This window comes from Comamonas sediminis, from assembly GCF_041107495.1.
Classification (GTDB): domain Bacteria; phylum Pseudomonadota; class Gammaproteobacteria; order Burkholderiales; family Burkholderiaceae_C; genus Comamonas; species Comamonas sediminis.
Genome location: NZ_JBGBDC010000006.1, coordinates 335,126 through 357,376, shown reverse-complemented (window position 1 = coordinate 357,376; position 22,251 = coordinate 335,126). Strand labels below are relative to the sequence as shown.

The window sequence follows — 22,251 nt, the reverse complement described above, 5'->3', positions numbered from 1 at the left end:
TGGCCTTGTGCTTAGAGTGGCAGCACCGCTTCTTCGTAGGCCTTTTGGCCCTCGCGGGTGGATTTGCTGCGGTAGGTCAGGTGGTAGATAAAACCGGCGTCCTGCACCTGCTCGGGCTTCAAGTAGCGCTGGCCCGCAGGCACGCCAGCCTTGGCCACCGTGCCAAAGAACAGGCCGCATTCGCGGATCTCTTCGTTCAAGGCGTCGTCAGTCGAAAACTCAGCGCGCAAGTACAGGTAGGGCGTAGGCGAGTCCGCCATCTTGTAGAAAGCGCCCGCGTCCATCTCGACAAACTTTTTAATGTCCTCTGGCAACGCAGCCTCCATCTCTTCCTTCGTTGACGGCTGCACAAACGCCACGATGGTGGCCAGGCGGCGGCCCACTTCGGCCAGCAAGGTGTTGCGGTTGCTGGGCACGGCGGGCGGCGCCTGCCAAACCCCGTCGCCCCGGCCCCATGCGAAATGGGCGGGCATGGCGGCCAGGGCCTTGGCCAGCGCAATGCGGCCAGCTTCTTGCAGGACTGCTGCTGTCATGGTGTGGTTTCCTCGGTGTATTTGGTTGCGATTTCAGACTCTTGCCAGGCGCGGCCGTCCCACGCGCCCGTCCAGGTGCGCGCGCGGATCGTGCGGGGCACCACAGCGCAGTAGGTGTCAGCCCGCATCTGCGCCGGCTGCGCGTTGCGAGCAGCTGCGGTGATGGCGTAGGCCTTGCCATAGGCGGTTTGTGCGAGCAGCCGGACATAGGCCGGCGTGGTGGGCGCCTCCACCTGGGTGGGCAGCAGGCGTGGCGCCTTACGCAGACGCCGGTCGAGATGCCAAGAGTCCAGGCGCAACGCATCCCTGCGGCGTGTGGTCAGGCTCCAGCCGATGGTGGATAGTGCGCGCACCTTGGCGTTGCCTGGGCGCTGGGCCACCGCGCTAAAAAACTGCCCCTGGCTGCCCAGGATGATTTCGCCGCCCACATCGATGGGCACGCCGCTATCGGTGTCGAGCATGCCGCTGTCCAGGCGCGGGCGGTTGTCCAGCCGGATGCGGCGCAGGTCATAGCGGTGGAACAGGCGGTAAAACTTCACATGCAGCGGGATGCTGGCCCGCACCATGTAGGCGATGTGCTGCATGTCGGCAATGGAGACTTCGCGGCCCGGGCTGATGTGCAGGCGCGCGCCGTCTTCTTCGATCCGCACGCCGGCGTAACCCAGCCAGCCCATGGCCCGCTTGACGGCTGCCGCGCTGCCGCGCTCGCGCAACCATGGCAGGCCCTTGGCCAGCAGCTCGCGCGGGTCGGCAAAGTAGCGGTCAAACTGGCTGAGCTGCCAGTGGGCGGCCATCCACGGCAGCATGCTGTCGTTTTGGCGCAGCGCGGCAGGTTCGGCCTGGTCGGCTAGGGCATCCCACTGCGGCACGGCGGCATCAAAGGCGCGCTCCAACGGAGTTGCGTTGGGCGGCAGGATCGTGCGGCGCGCTGGCATTACACAACCCCGTCGTCGATCAGCTGCACGGCGCCCAGCGCGGGATATTGACCCACACTGATGGCGGTGTTGGCTGCTGGCTGATCGGAGTCTGGAAACTCCACCGCATGCACGCCATCGACTTGCAGCAGCGCGGTAATGTAGCTGCGGGCTACGCCTTCGCTCATAGTGGCCATGGCGGCAAAGCCATCGACCAGACGCTGCTGGAGCATGGCCAGCAGGTTGGCTGGTGCCGTGCGGCGGCGGGTGATGGCAGCGGTGATGTTTATGGGCTTTGGCACGGCAACGGCCACGGCCACGGCTACACCCAGCATGCGGGCGTTTTCGGCATTGATGGCTGTGTTTACCAGCTCTCGCACAGCCTGAGCCTGGGTTTGATCCCACACCCACAGCATGACCATCACTTTGCCGGCTACGGGTGATGTGGCTTGCGCCTGGCGCACCTGATTCGATGCGGACAGGGCGGTGTATTCATAGTGTTCGCGGGTGCCTTGTCCTGCCAGGGATGCAATGCGCTTAGCAATGCGGTCGCGCAGGCGGCTATCAGTTTCGCCGTCTTGGCGGGTCACTCCAAAGTCTTGGGCAATCCAGTCGAGATCGGTTCCGTTGGCCGTTGGCTGGAAGTGTGCGCGCACCGAATCATTGAGGCGGGCGCGAATGAGCATTTCGCGGTAGGAGTGGGCCTGCAGTAACTTTGCGGCCGGCTCCGATTCGAGCTGCAGTACGGCGTCAATGTCGGGCTGGTTCGGGCGCTGCAGGTCGGCAAAGGTGCTGCGCGCTGCAGTGTAAATGCCTTCAAACGATAGCGTTTCTACGGCCGCTGGTGGCGGCAGGGTGGTGGCTGTCATACACCCCCCCCCATAGTGACGGTCAGGCTGATGGGCCGGGCCTTGCGGGCATAGCTATCGAGCATGTTGCCGGTGACTTCAAACACCACGGCGCCGGGCTGCTCGGGGTTGCGCTTGGCTTGCAGGCGCAGGGCTTGCAAGCGCGGCTCCCAGCGCATGAGGGCGGCGGCACCGCTGGCAATGGCGCGCACCTGGGTGGCTTTGTTGTCTGGCTGGTCGAGCATGGCAAAGTTCAGGCAGCCGTAATCGCGGCGTATGGCGCGGCTGCCGATGGGGGTGGTGAGTATGTCGGCCACGGATTGCTGCAGGTGCTGCACGCGCCCAATGCGGCGGCCGTTGGTGCGGTTCATCATCAGACTGGCTCCCCGGTCAGGCCCATGCCTGGGGTTACGCCCCCGTGCGGGTGGCTGTTGAGGCTGATGCCGCTGGCAATCACATCGGCCAATGTTTCGATGTTGATGTTGGTGGTTATGCCGCCCTCTTCCATCGTGAAATGGGCGCCGCCCACTTGCAGGGTGATGGAGTCTTGCGCCAGGGTGATGCGTGCAGGGCCGATGGTGAGCAGCAGTTTTCCGGCCTCATAGCGCACAAAGTGGGTGCCCGGCTTGTTGAGCTTGATGTGGGGCGGGCCGTCGCTGGGCTGGGGCATGGCATCGCTGTAGATGCCCAGCAGGGCCACGCCTTGGCCAAGGTCGCCACCCGCGCACAGCGCCAGGCCTTGTTCGCCCACTTCTGGCATGCGGTAGGCGCTAAAAACGGCGCCGGCGGCCAGGCCTGCGGGCGTGAGCCAGTCGGTGGTGTTGTCGCCGCATTGCATGCGCACAGCCAGTGGCTTGGCGCGCACGGCCGCCACGGTGCCCCATTTCAGCAGGTTTTGCAGCAGGCGTTGCAGCTCGTACGGGCTTTCATGTTGCGGGGTTTTTTCGGGCATGCGGCCATGTTGCCGCTGCGCGCGCGCGGGGGCCAGCAGCGTGCGCTGTGGCTACGGTTGGCACATTTTTTAGCTATGCAGGTGCTGCAGGATGATGTCGCGGATCTGGTCTGCGTCCGCTGCCGATATACCAAGCAATGGGCGCGCTGGGTAGCGGTAGGTTGGGCCGCCTGGCTTTACTTCATCCGTGAGCCCATCGTGGTGTACTGCTGCGATCCGCGCCGCACGGGCTGCAAACTCCACAGTCGCCCTGTCTGCAGTGCCCTTTGCCTTGAGCCACTTTGCGCGGCGCAGCTTCTCAAACATCGGCCGGGCTGACTTCTTGCGCAGCGCGGCTGCCCGTGCCTGGTTGCCCAAACCATCCCCCTGCGGTTTACGCTTGGTCCAAGGTTCACCATCGGGGCTTGTTTGTGCCTTCATTCGCCCGGTATTGCTTGCGCGCAGGTGCCGGGCAATGTCGAGCGTCAGGCGCCGGCGGTTGGCGGCGTCCATTTTGCGCAGCATGTCGCCGCACCAGGTTTCCAGCTGCTGCAGATCTGCCATGGCTACATGTCAAACCGTTTGATGCGGCCGGGTGCTGGAATGTCCCATTCGCCGATTTTGGTGTCTTTCAGCCACAGCTCCCAGTGCTCATCAATGCAGGGCGTGGATACGTGGCAGGGCTCGCGCAGGTGTTCGGTGGTGAAGCGCTTGGGATGCTTTGAATCTTCTTTGACCAACACAGACTCGCGCAGGGGAATGTCGATCCCCAAATCGTAGCTGTCAGCGGTGACTGGGTTAACCCAAAATTTCAAGGCGCTTTTGCGCTTGGTCGGGTTGTCCAGCAAGTCCGACTGGTGAACCATCAGCCAAGCGAGCAGCGGCACCATCAAGGCATCCACATGGACTTTGGCGGGCCAGTTCAACACCGATATTTCCGCGTTGTACACGTAGGCGAAACTGAGGCTATCCCCGTAGGCTGCATCAAGGTGGCCATCGGTGGCCTGAATTATCAAATTCTCCGGGTTGGCCTTCACCTGTTTGGGAAGGCTGGCATTGAGCAGCTTGCCCAGGCTTTCGAGCTTGTACATGGCTACTCCTTAGGTGGGCCGGCGTTGATCATGTCGGCTACGGTTTGGTAGGCTCTTTCGCAGGCCAGGCCTCGGACGCGGCACTGGTCAGCCTGGCCCGCGTAGATTCCCGCTCTTTCATCAAGTCTTGCGTGCAGGTCGGCAAACACTCCGATGGCGGCGGCAGTTGCTTGGCGCTCGCCGTCAGTGCTGGCACGCCGGGCCACACCTTGCCAATAACCGAGGCTGTCGGCGTAGGTGCGCTGGTCGAGCAAGCGGCTAGCGCGCTCGCGGCCAGCAAGATCAGAGAGCGTTTCAAGCTTTGCATTGGTTTCCCCTTCTTGCGTTTGAATCTGTTGTGCGAGCGTGCGGTTTGCTGTGTCCACAGCAGAGCGATAGCGGTCGAGCGCCTCGTAGGCCTTGGTATTGGCCTGCGCGATGCCGGTCAGCGTGTCAGCGTGCTGCACACGCAGCTTGTTGATGCGGTTTTGCTGCAACAGGCCCACCAGCACCGAAAGCACAGCCAGCGCTACCAACGCGACCAGGAAGAGATCCGTCAACCCGCATTGTTTCTTCATGGCTTGAGGTCTTTCAGGCACATGGCCATCTCACGATCACGGCGCAAGGCCAGGCCGCGCAGCTTGCGCCCCTTGGCCGATGCCCAGGCGGGCAGCTGGCGGCATGCTGCTTCCACATCGCCGCCGCGCAGCAGGCGCAGCATGGTGCTGTGGTTGCCGTTTTTCAGGTAGACAAAGCCATCCTTCACATCTGGCGCGCCCGGGCCGGTGTTGTAGATGAATGAGAGGAATGCAGCCACGCTGGTGTCTGGCATGCCGTTGCGTACCTCGGCGGGCACCCAGCGCTCAAACAGCTGCCAGGCCTCCTGTATGCCCTGCAGGGTAAGTGCATCGCACTCGGCATGGGTTGCCACATCGCCCAGCTTGACCCCGCGCGTCCATCCCTCGCAAATAGTGGGGATGGCCACCGGGTCGAGGTAGGCCGGCAGCACCCGGCCTTCGTCCACCGGCAAGGTGGTGAGCAGGATGGCAGCGACACCACCAGCCACGGCCGTGGCGCCCCTGGCAACGATGGTGGTCTTAGGTACGTATGGCAGCGGTCTAGTCATCGGACAGCGCTCCAAAGTCGGTAGAGGCATTGCCGGGGTGGCGCTGAATCTGAATCGCACGCTCGCGCCAGTTCTGGCCGAAGGTGCTCACCATCTTTTCTTCGCCGTGCTTCTCCAGCATTTCCATCACCCAGGCCATGCGGTTGCGTTCTTCAGCCCGGTCGCTGCGGCGCTTCTCCGCCTGCTTGGCTTTCACGCCTTGGCGCTGCGCCCAGATGGAAACCAGGCCGGTGGCCACCGTCATAGCTGCGCCGATAATCAAAAGCACTGTGTCCACCGTGATAGTTGGAAACCACGCCGGCACCACATTGGCGTCGGTCGCGGCCTTCGCCGCACCACCCGCAGTCGTGAGGCTGCCAAAAACATAGGTTGCGCCTGCGCTGATGCGCCCGACAACAAAGGTGCGGCTTTCAACCCAAAGGGCCTTGATGTTCATTTCTTGGGCCCCTTCCAGCTCCATGCCGTCCATGTGCAGGTGGCAAAACGGTCGATGGTGTTGGCGTTCAGCACCTCAAAGCCGTAGTTCTCGGTCTTGGTGCCGCCCCACCGCTTGCTGGTGCGCACCAGCTGCCAGACTCCACCGGCGCAGGCCACGCGGATGCCCATCACCTGGCGGCCGATATCGGGGTTGCCCCATTCGCCATCCAGCACCGGCAGCCCGTCGCGATAGGCGATGTTCTGCAGGGGCATGCCCCACTTCTTGGCAAGCCACCCGCACCGGTTGCGAATGCCGTTGAAGTTCCAGCGCGGCAAGAAGCTGCGCGGGCTGTACGGGGGCCAGTAGCTCACATGCTGGCCATCCTCGTGCACCACATCTTCATCAGGCGCCGGCATGCGCACATGCCGCCCATCAATCAGCGCCCAGTCAGAGCGGTCGCCATTGATGCTGATGTTGTTGTCGTACCAGCGCAGCCAGCGCGGCAGCTGCTCGGCCTTGCGGGGCAGCAGTGCTGCGATGAACGCCCAGACGATGGGCGCGGTCAGGCCCAGCCAAAAGCGGATCAATGCTGGCTTGCGCGCGCTTTGCAGGCTGGCCAGCGCCTGCGCGTGCAGCTCAGCGGGCACACCGGCTTCGGTCAAATAGGTTTGCAGCTTGTTCATTGCGATCAGTCCCACAGGTAAACGGTTTCTTTGTTCGGTTCCTGGCCCTTAACCAGCCGCACAGGCTGGCCCATCGGCAGGTGTGGGCCAAGCTTTGCCAAGCCGGGGTTGGCGGCCAACGTGGCCTCTACGTGGCCCGCTGTGGCACCCAGCTTGCGCAGGGCCAGGGCATCAAGCATTTCGTTCTGCCTGGCCCTCGTCTCCAGTCCGCGTTGCGTGGTCATATCAGCTCCACAATCGTGCGGCGCCGCTCCTGCAGGTCAGCCAGGGCCCAGCGCACATCACGCCAGAAGTCGTCAATACGCACCATGAGCGCAGCCTTCACCCGGGCTTCTTTTCCAGCGCCATCAGGCATGGTGCTGACGTCTCGGTACTCTGCGGCCACCTTGGCCAGCACAGTTGCCGCCACCGCTCGCCGGTAGTGGCGCAGCTTGGCGGGCTCACCGTCAACGCGGGTCGCTGGCACCTCGGCCAGGCTGGCAAAACCCAGCGCTCGCTGCGCGCCTTGCCAGTCGGACAGGCGTTCATTGATCTCAACCATGGCGTCCAGCACTTCACGGCGCAAACGCTCATCGCTCACCGTGCTGTCAAAACGCCATTCCCTTTTGATCTGCTCCAGATCGATGGCTGGAAACCAGCCGTCATTGGCGACGGGCGCGGCATCGGGAATATCCGGCGGGTTCGCAGTGTGGTGCTGTGCAACAAGCATGAGGGCCACTCGGTTGTAAGGTGTGGCGGTGGCCCAGGACGCTGGCAGGCAAATCAATGCTGCTTTGTCCTGGGGCCGCCACGGGTGCGGGGTACGCTCGGTTATGAGGCCTGGGGCGCGTCAGGCTTTTTGCCGTTGACACGCGATTCCAAACGCTCAATGTCTTTTTTCACGCCGATGCCGGCGAACAGCTCCATCGCTCGCCGCAGAAGCGGCAGGGCCTGCTGGGCCACAGCAATGGGGACTGTCTTGTGGTATTCGCTGGGCTGGCTTGTACGGCCCAGCAGTGCATATGCGCCCGCCTTGTAGAGCTTGGCTTTGGCCTGGTCGTGGCTGTCGAGCTGCTCGGTCATCTGCAACACGGTTCCGGCCACCTGCATGGCCTCGTCACCCTTGAGCGTGCCCAGCAAGATGGCCTCGCTGATTTCGTCTTGCAGCAGCGTGGGCAGATTGCGCTTGTACTGGTCAGGCAGCGGCAGCTTGTGGCGCAGCGCGTAGTCGGCCAATTCAATGGCACGCAGGTAGTTGCCCGCGTCGATGTTCCAAACCAGCGCGGTCATCAGCACTTCGTTGGGCTGTCCGCCGTCGGTTGCCAAGACGGTGTTGATGTACGGATCCAGCTCGGGCAGCATGCTGCGCTTGAGCACCGCCTTGCCTTCCGTGCTTTGCACATCTTTCAAGCGCTTCTTGAATTCATAGAGCTGGGCCATGTTCAGCTCAAAAGCCTCGCCCCGCGTGGCGCCAAATTCGCTCTCCGCCGCCGCGCGCCGCTCTTCCTTTTCCGTCAGCACGCGCAGCCGGTGCCGTTGGGCTGGTGATAGTGGCATGTTGATATTCCCCCGCTTGCCTAGTGGCAGCCAGCCGCCGTTGCCCGGCGGCCAGCGTGCAACCGGTTTTACAGTTCCATCTCGATGTTTTCGGCCATGGCCACCTTGCCGAAGTCTTCAACCACGTAGGCGTCGTTGGAAGATTCGTAGGTTTCCACGCGGTCTTTTTCCGGCTTTTCCTGCACATGCATGCGCCGGCCTTGCTTCTGCCAGTAGATAGACAAGTTGTTGAAGCTGGTGATCATGAGTCCATTGGCCGGGAAGTACGGCACCGCTACCGCCTGCATGTTTGCCAAGCGTGCTTGACTCACAACCAGGCCAGCGGCCAGCATCTCAGTTGGCGCGACCTGGCCATCTACGATTGGGAACAGCTTGCTATGCATCAGGTCGCGGCCCAAAAGCACCACAAGATCTGGCGCGCCGATGTGCCATGGATCTACCATGGTGTTCGCCAAGTCATACACCAAACCATCGAGCGACTTGAAGTCGCTTCCGACACCACCGACTTTGATCTTGCCGGAGCCTGCAGCCCCTTCGGTCAATGCTCGCTCTGGAGCAAACTCGCGCACCAGCTGCAGCCAGCCCTTGTTAACGTCCTGCAGCAACGGGTTGGCCGCCAAATCGGTATCTTCTGCCGCATGTGTGCCGTTGAAGCCGATCATTTGTCGGTCGAGTGCGCAGCGTTCAAAGCGCATATCGCTCACCATCGAGGCAAACTCAGGGAAGGCTGCCCACATGTCCAGCTTGTCATAGCGGATGTGGGTGTCAAAGTTGGTCTGCGAACACAGGTAGTTTTGGCCGTCCAGCACAGACACATCTTTGGTCTTGCGGCTCTTGTCGCCCGTGGTGTTGGTGCGGCTGGCAGTAGGCCCTGTCATGCCCAGGCCCAGCTTCTGCCCCATCTGTTGGGTGACAGGCACCACGTTGATACGCTTGAGGAATGCGCTCGATTCCTGGATCTTCTTTTCCAGCTTTTGCTGCACAGAAGGCGTCACGTTGAATTTCTTCGCCACATCCACGCCGCCATTGGCACGTGCCAAGCCAGCGGTGTAGGCGTTCCAGCGCTCACGGGTCAGGTTGTCCATTTCTATTCCCTTCCAAAAGTTGTCAGTTCGTCCAGCCGCGCTTAGCAGTCGGCGGCGTCGTTGTTGTTGCCCGAAGCATTCGGCCGCTCGGTGGCGCCATCTGGCTCACCTTCCAGCTTGTTGCGGAATTCCTGCAGATCGGTGCCCTGCTTCTCCAGCGCGTCCAGACGTTTGGCCAGCTTGGCGTAGTCCTTGCTGAACTTGGTGTTCTTCTCTTCCAGATCGTCCACCTGGTCTTGCAGCACTTCGATGGTGTCGCCCATGGCCTCGATCACCTTGAATGCCTGGCCGCTGTCGCTCTCATTGCGAGCGAACCGCTTCATCAGGCGAGACAGCAGGCCTTGCGACTCAGCGCGCGCCGCCTTCGCGTCAGCGCGGTCGTCGTCTTCTTCTTCCGCGCTGAATTCCAGCGTGGTTTCCAGGAATTCGGTGCTGAACTTGTTTTGATCGCGCTTGGCGCTGAACTTGAGCACTTCGGTGCCCAAGCTGGCGGGGTCGTCAGTGACGGCCAGGCCGGTCACATAGGCTTCGCCGGTATCGGCAAACTTCGGCTCAATTTCGATGCTGGAATAGATCTTCTTGCCGCGCTTGTTCAGCTCCACCAGCTCGGGCAGTGGTTTGATGGCAGCAAAGAGGGCCATCTTCCCGGCCAGCTTTCCTTCCTTGATCTCTTCTGCCTTGAGCGCAACCACATCGCCCTGGGCGCTGAATGGGCTGTCAGACCATTTGCTGCGCATGTGTTCCACCCAGACCCGCGCGCCGCGCACATCGGCGTCGAAGTTGTTGGCAGCTTCGGTCAGCCAGGATCGTTGAATGGTGCGGCCATCCACCGTCGCGCCTTCAACGGCAACGCGGAAAAACTTTGGTGCCTGTACGGCGGAATGTTTGCGGCTCATGTGCGGCTTTCGCGGTGTTGAGTTGATCTACCGCTTATGTTCCGCTCCCCCTGTTTTTGTAGCAATCAGCGCGCACTGTGGCTAGCGCTCCGACAATTTCTGGTGGGTGATTTCCGCGCGCGCGCGGCACACACTGGCATGCATGAAGAAAGCGCCCGCGAAGGCCAGCCCTGCCCGCCGAAGCCCGGCCCAAAAGGCGGTCACCAAACATGCCAAAAGCCGCGATCAGGTGGCCAAGGAAATGGGCTTTGACCCGTTTGCCGATATCACTGCCCGCGCCGATGCGGCGGCGGCGGCGCCTATTGACGCGCCAGTGGCTGGCCTGCCTGCCGGCCCGGCCAGCGCCATAGACCGCAGTGCGGGCCTACGACTCACTGCTCGCAGCCTGTACTGGTCGGGGTGGCGGCTGACCCACATTGCGCAGCATCTTGAGATCCCACGCACCACCTTGTATGGCTGGCACAAGGCCGAAGGCTGGGAGGATGCCACGCCGCTGGAGCGCATCGGCGGTGCGCTTGAAACACGGTTGGTCAAGCTCATCAACAAGGATCAGAAGACGGGCGGCGACTTCAAAGAAATTGACCTACTGCATCGCCAGCTGGAGCGCCAGGCCCGCATCGAAAAATACCAAGTTTCTGGGAAGGAGAAGCACCTCACCCCGAGCATTGAAGCGCGCAACGCAGCACCCAAGAAGAAGCCAGAGAAGAACTACTTGAGCCCCGAGCAAATCGAGGATCTGCGCAAAGCGTTTCTCGATTCACTGTTTGACTACCAGCGCGTATGGTGGGAGAACATCGGCGAGCGCGTGCGGCAGATCCTCAAAAGTCGGCAGATTGGCGCGACTTGGTACTTTGCGCGTGAAGCCCTGATAGATGCGCTAACCACGGGCCGCAACCAGATCTTCCTGTCCGCCAGCCGCTCTCAAGCATACGTGTTCCGCCAGTACATCGTGGCATTCGTCAAGCAGGTTACGGGCGTAACGCTCACTGGCGATCCGATGGTGTTCCCTAATGGGGCAGAACTTCACTTCCTTGGTACCAACAGCAAGACCGCCCAGAGCTATCACGGCAACCTCTACTTTGATGAGTATTTTTGGACTCACAATTTCAAGGAGCTGAATGACGTTGCCAGCGGCATGTCGTCGCACAAGAAGTGGCACCTCACCTATTTCAGCACGCCCAGCAGCATCCGGCATCCTGCCCATGCGCTTTGGGACGGTTCTCACATTGAAGACCGCAAGCTCAAGATTGACACGTCACATGCCAAGCTCGCAAGCGGCTTTCGTGGCGAAGATGGGATTTGGCGGCACATTGTCACTGTGGAAGATGCGGAGCGTGGCGGCTGCGATCTCTTCGATATCAACCAGCTGCGGACAAGCAAATCAGAGGATGTCTTCAACAACCTCTACATGTGCCAGTTTGTCGACGATGCTTTGGCGGTCTTCCCACTCTCTACCCTGCAACGCTGCATGGTTGATAGCTGGGATGCATGGCGCAAAGACTTCAAGCCTTTTGCAATGCGGCCCTTTGGTCGCAAGCGCGTGTGGGTTGGCTATGACCCCAGCCTTACGGGTGACAAGGCCGCACTGGTGGTCTTGGCGCCCCCAGATCAGGCAGGCGGTAAGTTCCGAATTCTGTACAAGCTGCAGTTGCACGGTGTTGACTTCGAAGCCCAAGCTGCAGCCATCAAAACAGTCTGCGACCAGTACAACGTCGAAAAGATCAGCATTGACGCCACCGGCATGGGCAATGGTGTGTATGAGCTGGTCAAGAAGTTCTTTCCGTCCGTCCAAGGTATCCGCTACACCCTTGAGCAGAAAACACTGCTTGTTCTCAAAGCGCAGGCGGTATTGCGTGCCGGCCGCCTTGAGTTCAATGCGAGCGACACAGAGCTCGCGGCGGCTTTCATGTCGGTCAAGCGCGAGCTGACCGCCAGCCAAAAGAGCGTCACCTACACATCAGGTCGGAACACGCAAACGGGCCATGGCGATTTGGCGTGGGCAACTATGCACGCGCTGCAGAACGAACCGCTTGAAGAAGGCACCGGCCTGGCCACCGTGCGAACCAAATCTATCGTGGAGTTTTCAGAATGAGCACTACAGAAACCATAGCAGCGCCTGAGCAAGATCACAGCGCTCCCCTGCAATCCGCCGCGCCGCAAATGTTCACCTTTGGCGAGCCTGAACCCGTGGTGGGTGGGCGCTCGATGATCATGGATTACATCGAGTGTTTGCACAATGACCGCTGGTATGAACCACCCGTGGACTTTGGCGAGCTGGCCCGATGCCTGCGGGTTGGAGCCCACCACGAAAGTGCATTGCGCTTCAAAGTCAACGTGCTGACCAGTACCCTGCAGCCCACCAGCTATCTCAGCGCAGAAACCTTCCAGGCCTTTGCGTTGGACTACCTGGTACTGGGCAATGGATTTTTGGAGGCACGCGAGAGCCGCGGCAAAACGCTGCTCAAACTCAAGCACTCGCTGGGCAAGTACACGCGCCGTGGCCGGGATCTGGATCAATACTATTTTGTGGAGGACTACGGCCGCGTGCATGAATTCGCTAAAGGCAAGGTGTTCCATCTGCGCGAGCCCGATATCCATCAGGAAGTTTATGGGCTACCCCAATACCTGGGAGCCCTGCAAGCGGCCTTCCTGAACGAAGCGGCAACGCTATTTCGCCGCCGCTACTATGCCAACGGCAGCCACGCCGGCTTCATCCTCTACATCACTGATCCGGCCCAGGATCAAGACGACGTTGATCGCATGCGTGAGCAGCTCACCAAAGCCAAAGGCATGGGCAACTTCAAAAACTTGTTCTACTACGCCCCCAATGGCAAGGCCGACGGTATCAAGCTGATACCCATCAGCGAAGTGGCCGCAAAAGATGAATTCATGAGCATCAAGAACAGCAGCCGCGACGATGTGCTTGCCGCTCACCGCGTGCCGCCCCAGCTGATGGGCATGATGCCCAACAACACCAGTGGCTTTGGTGATGTAGAAAAGGCTTCCCGGGTGTTTGCGCGCAATGAAATTGCCCCACTTCAAATGCGCATCAAAAGTGCAATCAACGAATGGGCCGGCGTAGAAGCCTGCACCTTTGTGCCCTACACATTGGGCAATGACCCGGACGCGGAAAAAGACAAAGACACAGATCCCAAAAAGATCTAATGCCGCCACCCGGTGCCGTGCCGCTCTGTACCTGTGGCCGGTTTCAATATGGAACGTCTGGCTCCAGCTGCCGGTACAGGCGTTCCAATTCTTGCGGTGACATAGGCGGCGGGATGGGTACATGCCATCCTCGCACCGGTGCTTCAAGTTGCTCTTTCGTTTGAGAGGCCGCCAACGGAAGCACCCAAAAATCCAACTGCTCATTCTGCATGTCAGCACCTTGCGACTGGAATATCTTCGATGTTGGTGGTGTAGTGCGGCGTGCGGCGCTCTTGCCTCATACCCCAGCGCGCGCCACCCGCATTCATGCCCGTGGCGGCCAGGTGCAGTGTGCCGCGCCCGTAGCGCGTATTGATCTTGTCGAGGGCACCATAGAGCGCGCTTCGATCCCGGAACGCATCGCCCAAGGCCAGCTCGTTTTGCTGCACGCTGCCATCGCAAATGTCGAGCAGGATCACTCCGGCTTTGATCAGCTCAAACCCTGGCTCGTAAATGCGTTTGATGCCCTCGATTGCGCTGCGGGCGATCAGTGAGGTATCCGCGCTCGGGCGCACCAGGGGCACGATGACCGATCTGCTGTACCTGGGGCCCGGGCGGAACGGGCTGGTATGCGCAAACACTTGCACCTGGCCGGCCAATCCACCCTGGCGGCGCAGCTTCTCGGCAGCGCGGCTCGCGTATTCGCTGACGGCCTCGATCAGTGGCGCCAGATCTTCAACGGGATGGCCAAAGGACCGCGTGCAGGCGATCATCTTTTTTGGTGGCGGCGCTTCTTCCATGGCTATACAGCTTTCGCCGCGCAGCTCGCGCACTGTGCGCTCCAGCACCACCGACCAGCGCCTGCGGATGGTGCCTAAATCGGCTTGCGTGAGCTGCCAGACGTTGGCAATGCCTGCCACGTTCAGCTGGTTGCTGATGCGTCGGCCAATGCCCCACACATCACCCACGTGCATCTGCTCGAACAGGGTCTGCAGTTCCCTTGGCGGCATCTCGGCCAGGTTGCATACCCGGGCCAAATGCGCGGGGTAGCTGCCGGGCTTGCGCTCCGCATCCTTGGCTATCGCGTTAGCAAGCTTGGCCAGGGTCTTGGTGGGGCCAATGCCAATACCGCAGGGGATGCCCACGCCGCGAGCAATGCGCTCGCGCACGGCCCAGGCCCGCCGCGTCACATCACGAACGCCGGCCAGGCTGATAAAGCTTTCGTCGATGCTGTAGATTTCCTGCTCTGGCCCCAGGCCCGCAGCCAGGCTCATCATGCGCTCGCTCATGTCGCCATAAAGCGCAAAGTTTGCGGATAGCGCCACTAGGCCGGCGGTTATCTCCAAGTGCTTGATCTGGAAATATGGCGCGCCCATCTTGATCCCCAGGTCTTTGGCTTCGTTGCTCCGGGCGATAGCGCAGCCGTCGTTGTTGCTCAACACCACAACGGGCCGCCCAATCAGCGAAGGCCGAAAAGCCCGCTCACAGCTGACATAGAAATTGTTGCCATCCACCAAAGCGAACATGTTGCACCTCTGGCTATGCCTTGCGAAAGCGCTTCACGCAGGCCGTGACAACGCCCCAAATTTCCATCGTCTGGCCTTCGCGCGGCACGATATCCGGATAGGTGGGGTTGGCCGCCGAAAGTCTCACCACGCCATTGCGCTTAGAAAAGTGCTTCACGGTGAAGTCTGAGTCAAGGACCGCCACAACAATGTCGCCATTTAGCGGCCGCAAGTATCGGTCGACCACCAGCAAATCGCCATCGCCTATCCCGGCATCCTTCATGGATAGGCCGCCAGACTTCACAAAGAACGTGCAGGCGGGATGGGGCACCAGCAGCTTGGCCAGGTCGATCCGCTCATGGCTCCAGTCATCGGCAGGGCTTGGGAAACCAGCGTGCACAGTGCAGCCAGCCACGGGGATGGCTAGGGGGCTGACGTCAACCGAAAGGAGCTGCAAAATACTGTGCATGTATACAGTATAAATCAGCTCGGTAAAGTTGCTGCCGGTGGAGCAATCCGGGCTGGAAATCGTTTCCGCATCCCCTCCTGTCGCATGATGCAAAACATGGGCTTACTGCACCCCAAATTCATGTACATGCGGAAACGATTAGACTATAACTTATTGATTTTATTTAGAAATACTCAGGACTTGAAAACCGGCAACCCGAAAGGGTTCCAGGGTTCGAATCCCTGAGCTTCCGCCAGAACAGCAAAAGCACCCCACCGAGGGTGCTTTTTCGTTGGCAGCTCCAGCCACTCCCGTCCAGATCACCAGTTGTGCGTATAGCTCGCCGTCAAGGTCGCACCGGCTGCCGGCAGGCGGCTGTCGTTCTTGCCGCTGCGCATCGGCTGGCTGTAGAGCGGCAGGTAGTAGCGGTTGAACAGGTTCTGCACCCCGATGGTCAGCTGGTTCTTGTTGTCGAACTGGTAGCGGCCCACCACATCGACGCTGTAGTAGCTTTTGACATCGGCCCGGGCGAACTGGGTCTTGCCATCGGCCAGGCGGTAGTCGCGTGCGCCAAACCAGTTGAACTGGGTGCGCAGGCTCCAGCGGCCGCTGGGGTTGTACTGCACATAGCCGGTGATCTTCAGCGGCGGGATGCGGTAGCCCGTCATGCGCTGATCGCTGCTGGCGCCTGGGGGCGTCTCGCGGCCCTGCATCCAGGTGACGGTGCCGCCGGTGGACCAGTGGTCGGCATAGTGGTCGGCGGTCAGCTCGACACCGCGAATGCGTTCGCGCGTGCGCGTCAGGTGCAGGCCGTTGTTGAAGGACTGCACGGCGCCCAGGTCCGAGCGCGAATGGAACAGCGCCAATGTTGCCATGGTGTCGCCGAAGCTGCCGCGCCAGCCGATTTCATAGTTGTCGGTCTTGACCGGTTCCAGCTCGGAGGCATTGATATCGAACTTGGCCCCGGCATTGCGCAGCTGCAGGCCCACATCGGGCAGGTCAAAGCCCTGGCTGAACGAGGTGTAGAACTCATGGTTCTTCCAGGGCTTGAAGGCCAGACCAAGGTTGTAGAGCACCGCGTCGTAGGAGACCTTGCCGCCCGCCACCGTGGCCGGGTTGGGCAGGCGCGACTGCGACAGTGGCTGAAAATCGTCAAAACTGGCCTGCGATTTCTCATAGCGCAAGCCGCCTTCGGCGGACCACTGGTCGCTGAACTTGTGCTGCAGCTGACCAAAGGCGCCCGCGCTTTTGACGGTAACCCAGGGCATGTAGATGCGCTGACCGGTGGGCTGGAACACCAGACCGCCACTGGCGTCATAGACGGAGGCGTCAAACGTATCGAGCGGCATGTTGCTGCGCTCCTGGATGTAGTCCGCGCCCCAGACCAGCTTGGTGGTCTTGTCTTCGCCGATCGGCGTGGTGATGGTCAGGCGGCTGCCGAACACCTTGTTGTTCTGCATCACCTGGTCGACAAAATTGCCCCGGTTGGTATTGCTGCGGGCATCGAAGGGCGCAAAGCGCACGTAGTTGTCACGGCCATAGACCATCGCACTCAGGGTGCTGCCCCCCAGGTCCTTGTGTTCGTAGCTGGCGCTCAGCAAGGTGTTTTCCACCTGGTTCTGGTCCGCCAGCTTCAGCCCCCGGATGGCGCGGGCCGCCACCGAACCCAGTGGCGCCTGGTTGACGCTGGGGTCGTTGGCATAGTCCGACTTCTGGTGCGCACGCAGGTGGCTGGCCGCCAGCTGGATGCGCTGGCCCCCATCGATGCGAAAGCCGATCTTGCCGCCCAGGCTGTAAGTGTTCGAGTCGAACAGATCGCCCTGGCTGGCATCCGGCGCGATACGGTCGCCGTGGCCGTCAAAGGCACCACCGATGCGGCGGGCCGAGATATCGACCTCGTAATCGACAACATCACCAGCCCCCGACAGATAGTGCTGCACCTGGCCGCCCAGGCCGTCACCACTCAGGCGCGAGAGCGAACTGTCAAAACCCACCGTGGTACGCGCCACCGGCTTGCCCCCCACCGGACGGGTGGTGACCGATATCACGCCCCCTGTCGCACCGCTGCCATAGATGGCATTGCTGCCGCGCAACACCTCGACCCGCTCGATGCGGCTCATCTCCACATTGACCAGGTTGCGCGCCGTGTCGCGGTTGGTGTTGAGCGGGATGCCATCGACCAGCACCAGCACATTTCTGCCGCGCAGGGTCATGCCGAAATCACTCAGATTGCGGCTGGAGTCCGCCATACCCGGCACGCTCTTGGCCAGCAGGCTGTTCAGGTTGGCCGAGGTGGCGCGCAGGTCGTCCAGCTCCTCCCCCTCGATCACCGTGACCTGGCGGGTCGGCTGCATCAGCGAGCTGTCGGAGCGCTGGTCGGTCACCACCACGACGGGCAGCTGGTGGCTGGCCTCAGCGGCTGCAGCTACGGCGCCGACTGGCGCAACAACCTCCGCTGCCGGTGCAGTGCCTGCCACCGGAGGCTGAGGGGCCGCTGGCTTGCGGACCTGCAGCGCGCCACCGGTCAGCGTCTGCACCTGCAGCGCCGATCCCTCCAGCGCCTTGCGCACCGCCTGCTCCGCCGTCCAACTGCCCTGGATAGCGGCACTGCGCTGGCCTTGCAGTATGGCGGGGTCGGCAACGATGCTGCGCCCGGTCTGCTGGCCAATGCGGGTCAGCGTATCGGCCAGGCTGCCCGCCGGAATGTCGAGCTGCACCGCAGCGGCCTGGGGCGCATCGTCCGCCCGGCTGGTGGCAGGCGCCAGCGTGCAGGCCAGCACGGCAGCCAGGGCCAGCGCATGGAGAGGCGAGTGTGCGGCGCAGCTGCGCACGGTCAATGGGGCGCCGTCATGGCGGCGCTGGAGAGGGGAAGTCGTCACGGCAGAAGTTCCTTTTCGCTGGGTACTGTTTAACCAGTGCGCCGAGACTAAAAAACCCCTCATCTATTTGCACCAGGCACCGCATCGGGGTTGGCCGCGATCTGCGCGTCAGACCTTCTCGCCAATGCGGATCAACGGTCCCCAGCGCTGGATCTGCAGCGGCAGCATCTGGCTGAGCGTGGTCAGCAGCGCATCCACATCCAGCCGGAAGATGCCAAACACCCGCAGCTCCGCCACCGCAGGGGCCACGCGGATATAGCCAGAAAAATAGGCCTGCAGCGCCTGGGCCACATCGGCCAGCGGCCAGTCATCGACGGCGAGCATGCCCTGCTGCCATGCGGCGCGCTGCACTGCATGGCCGCCCAGCGCCTGGAGCCGATGGGCAGTGAAACGCGCACCCTCCCCGGCATGCAGCAGCGTCTGCGCTGATTCACGGGGCCGCAGGGTCAGCCCCTGGTCCAGCGCCACCATTTCCGTCCGGTCCGCATACAACCTGCCCATCATGCGGCCGGCATCGAGCAGTGCCACGCCATCGCGGGTGTGGATCTGCAACAGGGACGCGCCTGCACCGGCGCGCGTGGCGATCAGGGCCCCGGCCCGCAGCTGCAGCACGGTCACGCCGGCCGCATCGTGCACATCGACGGCGGAGCGGGCATCCAGCAACACGCTGGTGCCATCGGCCAGCGTGAATTCACGGCGCTCACCGGTGCCGGTGCGCCAATCGGCCATCAGCTCGCCCAACGGCGCCAGCCGGTCTGCGACCAGTGCGGTGGCCACGCCGAGACCGCCCAACGCCAGCGCGCCGCGCAGGACCCGGCGGCGGCGGGTCCGGACCAGCGCCTGCATGGCCGCCTGTGCATGCAGACCCTGGGTATGGGCCTGCAGATGGCGGACGGCGGTCAGCGGTTCGGCCAATGCCGCGCGCACACGCTCCCATGCGGCCTGGTGTTGCGCGTCCTGCTGCAGCCAGCGCGCAAAAGCCTGGTGGTCGGCCGCGCTCATCGTTTCGGCCTCATGGCGCACCAGCCAGTCGACGGCGGCGTGCAGTGCGGGGCTGGGGAGTGGGGTGGCGCTCATGGCACGCTGCGCACGCATTGCAGCAGGGCCCGCCGCATATGGCGCTCGACAGTGGCCAGCGAGATGCCCATGTGCGCGGCAATGTCGGGGTAGCGCATGCCCTCCAGCCGCGACAGCAGAAACACCGTCTTGACCGGCAGCGGCAGCGCAGCCAGCGCCCGGTCGATCTGGCAGATGGCCTCGACCAGCATCGCATGGCTTTCGGGGGACAGCGCCACCGCCTCTGGCAGATGGCGCAGCGTGTCCTCGTAAGCGGCTTCCAGATCCTGGCGCTGCCAGAGCTTGATGAGGATGCGTTTGGCCACCGTCGACAAAAAGGCACGCGGATGGTGGATATCCAGCGTCTCGCCTTCAGCCGCGCTCCCTTTTTCCGTCAACTGCAAAAAGGTTTCCGACGCCACATCCTCGGCCTCGCTGTGGCTGGATGTGCGCAGCATCAAGCGCCCACGCAGCCATGCGTGGTGCTGGCGAAAGATGGTTTCCACCTCGGTGTGGAGCGGAGGCTGTGGCATGGGCAACCCGGTGAGGAACGCGAACAACCGCAAGATCATAATTGATAATGATTCTTCTTTCCCCCAAAGAGGCAGTGCCTTCAGTGGCAGCTGGCACTACCGCCTCCCCGCACCTGCGCCCCGCGCTGCGGTGTAGCTGCTGTTTCGTTGCAGCCCACACCTTGAGCGCCGTCAATCGCTTCAACTAAAGCAAGTCTTTTCATAAAAAATGTCAACCATGCGCCGGCATGAAGATGTTTGACATTGCCCTGTTTTCGCTGCGATTTCGCCCTACTACGATGCATATCCATATTGAATAAATTTATTTCAAATAGGAATGCAATGAACGGCTTCAGAATATCGATGGCCCATTCTCTGGGCCTGGGATGTGCGGTCGCAGCACTTCTCAACCCCTTGGCGGTCCAGGCCCAAACGGTGCCGGTTGTGTCATGCAGCACGGACCCCGCCATATTCAATACCGGGATTGACGGCAGCAACGGCTACAGCATCAACAGCCCCAAGCTCCCGCTGGGGAGTCTGGATGCGCACTGGTCCATCGCCCCGGCACCTGGCGATATCACCACACCTGCCGCCGCTGCAGCGCTGAGCTATGCCCAAGGCCCGGTCGACCGCCCCGGTGCCGGCAATGGCGCCTGGGTGCAATCGCCGTTTGGCAACGCCCAGTGGATCGGGGTGCAGTATGGCCGAAGCTACTACGTCTACCAATACCGCTTCACGATGGATCCAGCCGTGGACCCGGACAGTTTCAACCTGAGTTTGAGTCTGTATGTGGACAACCAGGTCAAACGCGTTTTGGTGAACGACACCGTCTTCGATTACACCAACAATGGCGCCATTCTGGGCGTCGGTGGTTTCACGGCTGCAGGCAATGTTCCGGTCGTTCTCAATAATGGCTGGAAGACCGGCACCAACACCATCTACGTCGTCGTCGGCAACCAGGGAGACCCCTCGGGTCTGCTGGTGCAGTCGAGCGGCACCGCCTCTTGCTCGCCGCCGCTGTCGGTGGCCAAAAAAGCGGTCAATAGCGACGGCAGCGCCTACACCGGCCTGGCCAGCGCCAATAGCCCGGTGTTCTACGACATCACGGTGACCAATGCCAGCACGCGCGACGCCAGTGGCACCCGCCTGCGCGATACCCTGCCCGATGGCCTGCAGACAGCGGCCAGCAGCTGGAGCTGCAGCCGCCCCACTGGTAGCGCAGCCGTTTGCCCCACACCAGCCACCGGCGTCTTTCCGCTCGATACCGTCCTGCCGACCCTGCCGGCAGGCAGCGCACTGGTGTTCCGCGTCAACTCGCGCTTCAGCAACCCGCTGCCCGCAGGCGCCACGGTCATCACCAACACCGCCACCATCGAGCCGCCTGCCACCAGCACCCTCAGCTGCGATGCCCGTGAAGGCTTTCCAACGCCTTGCAGCGCGTCGGCATCGGTGGCCACCAGCCCGCTGCTCAGTGTGACCAAGACGGTGGACGCCACCGGCCCGCTCTACCCGGGGCAAACGGCCACCTACACCGTGACGGTCAAGAACGAAGGAGCAGCCGAGCTGACCGGCGTTGCACTCAATGACACGTTGCCTGCCGGATTTGCGTCGGCTACCTGGAGCTGCCAGTCACCGGTCGGCAGCCTTGCGGTCTGCCCACAAGCCAGCGGCAGCCTCGCGGCAGGCGGTGTGCTGAGCCAGACCATCGCCAGCATGCGCGCCAACGCCAGCCTGGTCTACACCGTGGTCGCCACGGTGGACAGCATCGCCACCCGCATGGACCAGGTCCTCAACACTGCCGGCGTGGCAGCCAGCAATGCCGAGTGGCTGTGCTACAACCCAACCAGCGCGCAGACCCAGGCCAAGCCCTGCAGCGCATCGGCAGCGGTGGATCTGTGGCCCAACGCCTTGCTGCAACTGAGCAAGACGGCGCAGGCAAGTGCTGCGGTGTATGCCGGCCAGCCGGTGAACTACACGATCACGGCACTCAATGCAGGCCAGGTGCCCGTCACCCAGGCCCATATCACCGACCCGCTGCCCGCCGGCCTGGACAACGCCAGCTGGACCTGTACCAGCAGCGGCGCCGCTCCTTGCGTGCCCGCCAGCGGCACCGGTGCAGTAGATGTGACGGTCGCATCGCTTGCCGCCGGTGACAGTGTCACGATCGAGCTGGCCACCACCGTCAGCGCGCAGCCCCCTGCCAGCCTGGTCAACACAGCCTCGTTGGCGGTGGGCGAAGCCAATGCGCAATGCACTGGCAGCACCGCGCAGCCTTGCATCGCCTCCGCCACCGTTGCCACCACCAACCCGCCTGTGCCCCCACCACCCCCGCCTGTGCCCACCAGCGTGGAACCTGTGCCCAGCCTGCAGCAATGGAGCCTGGTACTGCTGACCTTGCTGACCGGCGGCCTCGGCGCCTGGCGCATGCGTTCGCGCGGCCAGCGCATCGGCTAAGCGCTTAACCGATGATCGGGGTGCGCAGGCGCAGCGCCCCCGCCTTCCCCCTTCTGGAACCTTTGGACCTGACCCACCACATCCTGGGTCGTCTTATTAGAAATGAGATTCATTTCTATTTTTTGATAAGATCGCGCCTTCGCTGCAAGCCAGCCCCTGTCCCGCACCATTGCCGGGCGCATTGTTGGGGCCCCTTTCTGCAGCCCCATGGCC

General features: G+C 62.2%; 25 protein-coding genes. 3 read left to right on the top strand and 22 right to left on the bottom strand.

What is annotated here, in order from left to right; genetic code table 11:
• Nucleotides 1-11 precede the first annotated feature (11 nt).
• From AB7A72_RS15740 to AB7A72_RS15665, 16 genes are all read right to left on the bottom strand, one after another.
• Nucleotides 12-533, bottom strand: a complete 522-nt coding sequence (locus AB7A72_RS15740) for a hypothetical protein (RefSeq protein ID WP_369460497.1) — start codon at nucleotides 531-533, stop codon at nucleotides 12-14.
• A complete protein-coding gene (locus AB7A72_RS15735) occupies nucleotides 530-1,468 on the bottom strand; it encodes a phage tail protein (RefSeq protein ID WP_369460496.1) in 939 nt (312 codons plus the stop codon). The genes AB7A72_RS15740 and AB7A72_RS15735 overlap by 4 nt, the downstream gene beginning before the upstream one ends.
• Nucleotides 1,468-2,316: a baseplate J/gp47 family protein gene (locus tag AB7A72_RS15730; protein WP_369460495.1), complete on the bottom strand. Its 849-nt coding sequence runs from the start codon at nucleotides 2,314-2,316 to the stop codon at nucleotides 1,468-1,470. Before AB7A72_RS15730 ends, AB7A72_RS15735 begins: the two co-directional genes overlap by 1 nt.
• Complete coding sequence (locus AB7A72_RS15725) at nucleotides 2,313-2,666, bottom strand: GPW/gp25 family protein (RefSeq protein ID WP_369460494.1); 354 nt, start codon at nucleotides 2,664-2,666, stop codon at nucleotides 2,313-2,315. Before AB7A72_RS15725 ends, AB7A72_RS15730 begins: the two co-directional genes overlap by 4 nt.
• Nucleotides 2,667-2,668: 2 nt before the next feature.
• A complete protein-coding gene (locus AB7A72_RS15720) occupies nucleotides 2,669-3,247 on the bottom strand; it encodes a phage baseplate assembly protein V (RefSeq protein WP_369460493.1) in 579 nt (192 codons plus the stop codon).
• Between the two features lie 69 nt (nucleotides 3,248-3,316).
• Nucleotides 3,317-3,790: a phage virion morphogenesis protein gene (locus AB7A72_RS15715; RefSeq protein WP_369460492.1), complete on the bottom strand. Its 474-nt coding sequence runs from the start codon at nucleotides 3,788-3,790 to the stop codon at nucleotides 3,317-3,319.
• 2 nt (nucleotides 3,791-3,792) lie between these two features.
• On the bottom strand, nucleotides 3,793-4,317 hold the full coding sequence (locus tag AB7A72_RS15710; protein WP_369460491.1) for a phage tail protein: 525 nt from the start codon (nucleotides 4,315-4,317) through the stop codon (nucleotides 3,793-3,795).
• 2 nt (nucleotides 4,318-4,319) lie between these two features.
• Nucleotides 4,320-4,874, bottom strand: a complete 555-nt coding sequence (locus AB7A72_RS15705) for a hypothetical protein (RefSeq protein ID WP_369460490.1) — start codon at nucleotides 4,872-4,874, stop codon at nucleotides 4,320-4,322.
• Nucleotides 4,871-5,422 carry a lysozyme gene (locus tag AB7A72_RS15700; RefSeq protein ID WP_369460489.1) on the bottom strand — a complete coding sequence of 184 codons (552 nt, stop codon included), beginning with the start codon at nucleotides 5,420-5,422 and terminating at the stop codon, nucleotides 4,871-4,873. The genes AB7A72_RS15705 and AB7A72_RS15700 overlap by 4 nt, the downstream gene beginning before the upstream one ends.
• Nucleotides 5,415-5,858 carry a hypothetical protein gene (locus AB7A72_RS15695; RefSeq protein WP_369460488.1) on the bottom strand — a complete coding sequence of 148 codons (444 nt, stop codon included), beginning with the start codon at nucleotides 5,856-5,858 and terminating at the stop codon, nucleotides 5,415-5,417. Before AB7A72_RS15695 ends, AB7A72_RS15700 begins: the two co-directional genes overlap by 8 nt.
• Nucleotides 5,855-6,523: a hypothetical protein gene (locus AB7A72_RS15690; protein ID WP_369460487.1), complete on the bottom strand. Its 669-nt coding sequence runs from the start codon at nucleotides 6,521-6,523 to the stop codon at nucleotides 5,855-5,857. The genes AB7A72_RS15695 and AB7A72_RS15690 overlap by 4 nt, the downstream gene beginning before the upstream one ends.
• Nucleotides 6,524-6,528: 5 nt before the next feature.
• Nucleotides 6,529-6,747, bottom strand: coding sequence for a tail protein X (locus AB7A72_RS15685; RefSeq protein WP_369460486.1), 219 nt, complete (start codon nucleotides 6,745-6,747; stop codon nucleotides 6,529-6,531).
• Nucleotides 6,744-7,232 (bottom strand): head completion/stabilization protein, encoded by a 489-nt coding sequence (locus AB7A72_RS15680; protein WP_369460485.1) that lies wholly within the window; start codon nucleotides 7,230-7,232, stop codon nucleotides 6,744-6,746. The genes AB7A72_RS15685 and AB7A72_RS15680 overlap by 4 nt, the downstream gene beginning before the upstream one ends.
• Before the next feature lie 101 nt (nucleotides 7,233-7,333).
• On the bottom strand, nucleotides 7,334-8,059 hold the full coding sequence (gene gpM, locus AB7A72_RS15675) for a phage terminase small subunit (RefSeq protein WP_369460484.1): 726 nt from the start codon (nucleotides 8,057-8,059) through the stop codon (nucleotides 7,334-7,336).
• A 68-nt stretch (nucleotides 8,060-8,127) separates the two neighbouring features.
• Nucleotides 8,128-9,144 (bottom strand): phage major capsid protein, P2 family, encoded by a 1,017-nt coding sequence (locus AB7A72_RS15670; protein WP_369460483.1) that lies wholly within the window; start codon nucleotides 9,142-9,144, stop codon nucleotides 8,128-8,130.
• 41 nt (nucleotides 9,145-9,185) lie between these two features.
• Nucleotides 9,186-10,040 (bottom strand): GPO family capsid scaffolding protein, encoded by an 855-nt coding sequence (locus tag AB7A72_RS15665; protein WP_369460482.1) that lies wholly within the window; start codon nucleotides 10,038-10,040, stop codon nucleotides 9,186-9,188.
• Nucleotides 10,041-10,353: 313 nt separating this feature from the next.
• On the opposite strand from AB7A72_RS15665, the gene AB7A72_RS15660 reads away from it, so the two are divergent.
• Together AB7A72_RS15660 and AB7A72_RS15655 are read left to right on the top strand one after the other, a co-directional pair.
• Nucleotides 10,354-12,132: a terminase large subunit domain-containing protein gene (locus tag AB7A72_RS15660; RefSeq protein ID WP_407064991.1), complete on the top strand. Its 1,779-nt coding sequence runs from the start codon at nucleotides 10,354-10,356 to the stop codon at nucleotides 12,130-12,132.
• On the top strand, nucleotides 12,129-13,205 hold the full coding sequence (locus AB7A72_RS15655) for a phage portal protein (RefSeq protein WP_369460480.1): 1,077 nt from the start codon (nucleotides 12,129-12,131) through the stop codon (nucleotides 13,203-13,205). Before AB7A72_RS15660 ends, AB7A72_RS15655 begins: the two co-directional genes overlap by 4 nt.
• 212 nt (nucleotides 13,206-13,417) lie before the next feature.
• Here AB7A72_RS15655 and AB7A72_RS15650 read toward each other — a convergent pair whose 3' ends face one another.
• The 6 genes from AB7A72_RS15650 to AB7A72_RS15625 form a co-directional block, all read right to left on the bottom strand.
• Nucleotides 13,418-14,710 carry a Y-family DNA polymerase gene (locus AB7A72_RS15650; protein WP_369460479.1) on the bottom strand — a complete coding sequence of 431 codons (1,293 nt, stop codon included), beginning with the start codon at nucleotides 14,708-14,710 and terminating at the stop codon, nucleotides 13,418-13,420.
• Between the two features lie 13 nt (nucleotides 14,711-14,723).
• On the bottom strand, nucleotides 14,724-15,158 hold the full coding sequence (locus tag AB7A72_RS15645) for a LexA family protein (protein WP_369460551.1): 435 nt from the start codon (nucleotides 15,156-15,158) through the stop codon (nucleotides 14,724-14,726).
• 299 nt (nucleotides 15,159-15,457) lie between these two features.
• A complete protein-coding gene (locus tag AB7A72_RS15640; protein WP_369460478.1) occupies nucleotides 15,458-18,016 on the bottom strand; it encodes a TonB-dependent siderophore receptor in 2,559 nt (852 codons plus the stop codon).
• Nucleotides 18,017-18,124: 108 nt separating this feature from the next.
• Complete coding sequence (locus AB7A72_RS15635; protein ID WP_369460477.1) at nucleotides 18,125-19,093, bottom strand: DUF4880 domain-containing protein; 969 nt, start codon at nucleotides 19,091-19,093, stop codon at nucleotides 18,125-18,127.
• Nucleotides 19,090-19,605: a sigma-70 family RNA polymerase sigma factor gene (locus AB7A72_RS15630; protein WP_239810881.1), complete on the bottom strand. Its 516-nt coding sequence runs from the start codon at nucleotides 19,603-19,605 to the stop codon at nucleotides 19,090-19,092. The genes AB7A72_RS15635 and AB7A72_RS15630 overlap by 4 nt, the downstream gene beginning before the upstream one ends.
• 80 nt (nucleotides 19,606-19,685) lie before the next feature.
• Entirely contained in the window at nucleotides 19,686-20,042 is a 357-nt protein-coding gene (locus AB7A72_RS15625) for a hypothetical protein (protein WP_369460476.1), read from the bottom strand.
• Between AB7A72_RS15625 and AB7A72_RS15620 the strand changes: the two genes are divergently transcribed.
• On the top strand, nucleotides 20,029-22,038 hold the full coding sequence (locus AB7A72_RS15620) for an IPTL-CTERM sorting domain-containing protein (protein ID WP_369460475.1): 2,010 nt from the start codon (nucleotides 20,029-20,031) through the stop codon (nucleotides 22,036-22,038). The genes AB7A72_RS15625 and AB7A72_RS15620 overlap by 14 nt on opposite strands.
• Nucleotides 22,039-22,251 lie beyond the last annotated feature (213 nt).

Excerpts from the sequence above, each read along its gene's own strand:
- AB7A72_RS15730 (WP_369460495.1), bottom strand. The coding sequence starts at position 2,316 with ATGACAGCCACCACCCTGCCGCCACCAGCGGCCGTAGAAACGCTATCG.
- AB7A72_RS15725 (WP_369460494.1), bottom strand. The coding sequence starts at position 2,666 with ATGAACCGCACCAACGGCCGCCGCATTGGGCGCGTGCAGCACCTGCAG.
- AB7A72_RS15695 (WP_369460488.1), bottom strand. The coding sequence starts at position 5,858 with ATGAACATCAAGGCCCTTTGGGTTGAAAGCCGCACCTTTGTTGTCGGG.
- AB7A72_RS15685 (WP_369460486.1), bottom strand. The coding sequence starts at position 6,747 with ATGACCACGCAACGCGGACTGGAGACGAGGGCCAGGCAGAACGAAATG.
- AB7A72_RS15680 (WP_369460485.1), bottom strand. The coding sequence starts at position 7,232 with ATGCTTGTTGCACAGCACCACACTGCGAACCCGCCGGATATTCCCGAT.
- AB7A72_RS15645 (WP_369460551.1), bottom strand. The coding sequence starts at position 15,158 with ATGCACAGTATTTTGCAGCTCCTTTCGGTTGACGTCAGCCCCCTAGCC.
- AB7A72_RS15735 (WP_369460496.1), bottom strand. The coding sequence starts at position 1,468 with ATGCCAGCGCGCCGCACGATCCTGCCGCCCAACGCAACTCCGTTGGAG.
- AB7A72_RS15720 (WP_369460493.1), bottom strand. The coding sequence starts at position 3,247 with ATGCCCGAAAAAACCCCGCAACATGAAAGCCCGTACGAGCTGCAACGC.
- AB7A72_RS15665 (WP_369460482.1), bottom strand. The coding sequence starts at position 10,040 with ATGAGCCGCAAACATTCCGCCGTACAGGCACCAAAGTTTTTCCGCGTT.
- gpM (WP_369460484.1), bottom strand. The coding sequence starts at position 8,059 with ATGCCACTATCACCAGCCCAACGGCACCGGCTGCGCGTGCTGACGGAA.
- AB7A72_RS15690 (WP_369460487.1), bottom strand. The coding sequence starts at position 6,523 with ATGAACAAGCTGCAAACCTATTTGACCGAAGCCGGTGTGCCCGCTGAG.
- AB7A72_RS15705 (WP_369460490.1), bottom strand. The coding sequence starts at position 4,874 with ATGAAGAAACAATGCGGGTTGACGGATCTCTTCCTGGTCGCGTTGGTA.
- AB7A72_RS15700 (WP_369460489.1), bottom strand. The coding sequence starts at position 5,422 with ATGACTAGACCGCTGCCATACGTACCTAAGACCACCATCGTTGCCAGG.
- AB7A72_RS15715 (WP_369460492.1), bottom strand. The coding sequence starts at position 3,790 with ATGGCAGATCTGCAGCAGCTGGAAACCTGGTGCGGCGACATGCTGCGC.
- AB7A72_RS15650 (WP_369460479.1), bottom strand. The coding sequence starts at position 14,710 with ATGTTCGCTTTGGTGGATGGCAACAATTTCTATGTCAGCTGTGAGCGG.
- AB7A72_RS15710 (WP_369460491.1), bottom strand. The coding sequence starts at position 4,317 with ATGTACAAGCTCGAAAGCCTGGGCAAGCTGCTCAATGCCAGCCTTCCC.
- AB7A72_RS15670 (WP_369460483.1), bottom strand. The coding sequence starts at position 9,144 with ATGGACAACCTGACCCGTGAGCGCTGGAACGCCTACACCGCTGGCTTG.
- AB7A72_RS15655 (WP_369460480.1), top strand. The coding sequence starts at position 12,129 with ATGAGCACTACAGAAACCATAGCAGCGCCTGAGCAAGATCACAGCGCT.
- AB7A72_RS15635 (WP_369460477.1), bottom strand. The coding sequence starts at position 19,093 with ATGAGCGCCACCCCACTCCCCAGCCCCGCACTGCACGCCGCCGTCGAC.
- AB7A72_RS15630 (WP_239810881.1), bottom strand. The coding sequence starts at position 19,605 with ATGCCACAGCCTCCGCTCCACACCGAGGTGGAAACCATCTTTCGCCAG.
- AB7A72_RS15740 (WP_369460497.1), bottom strand. The coding sequence starts at position 533 with ATGACAGCAGCAGTCCTGCAAGAAGCTGGCCGCATTGCGCTGGCCAAG.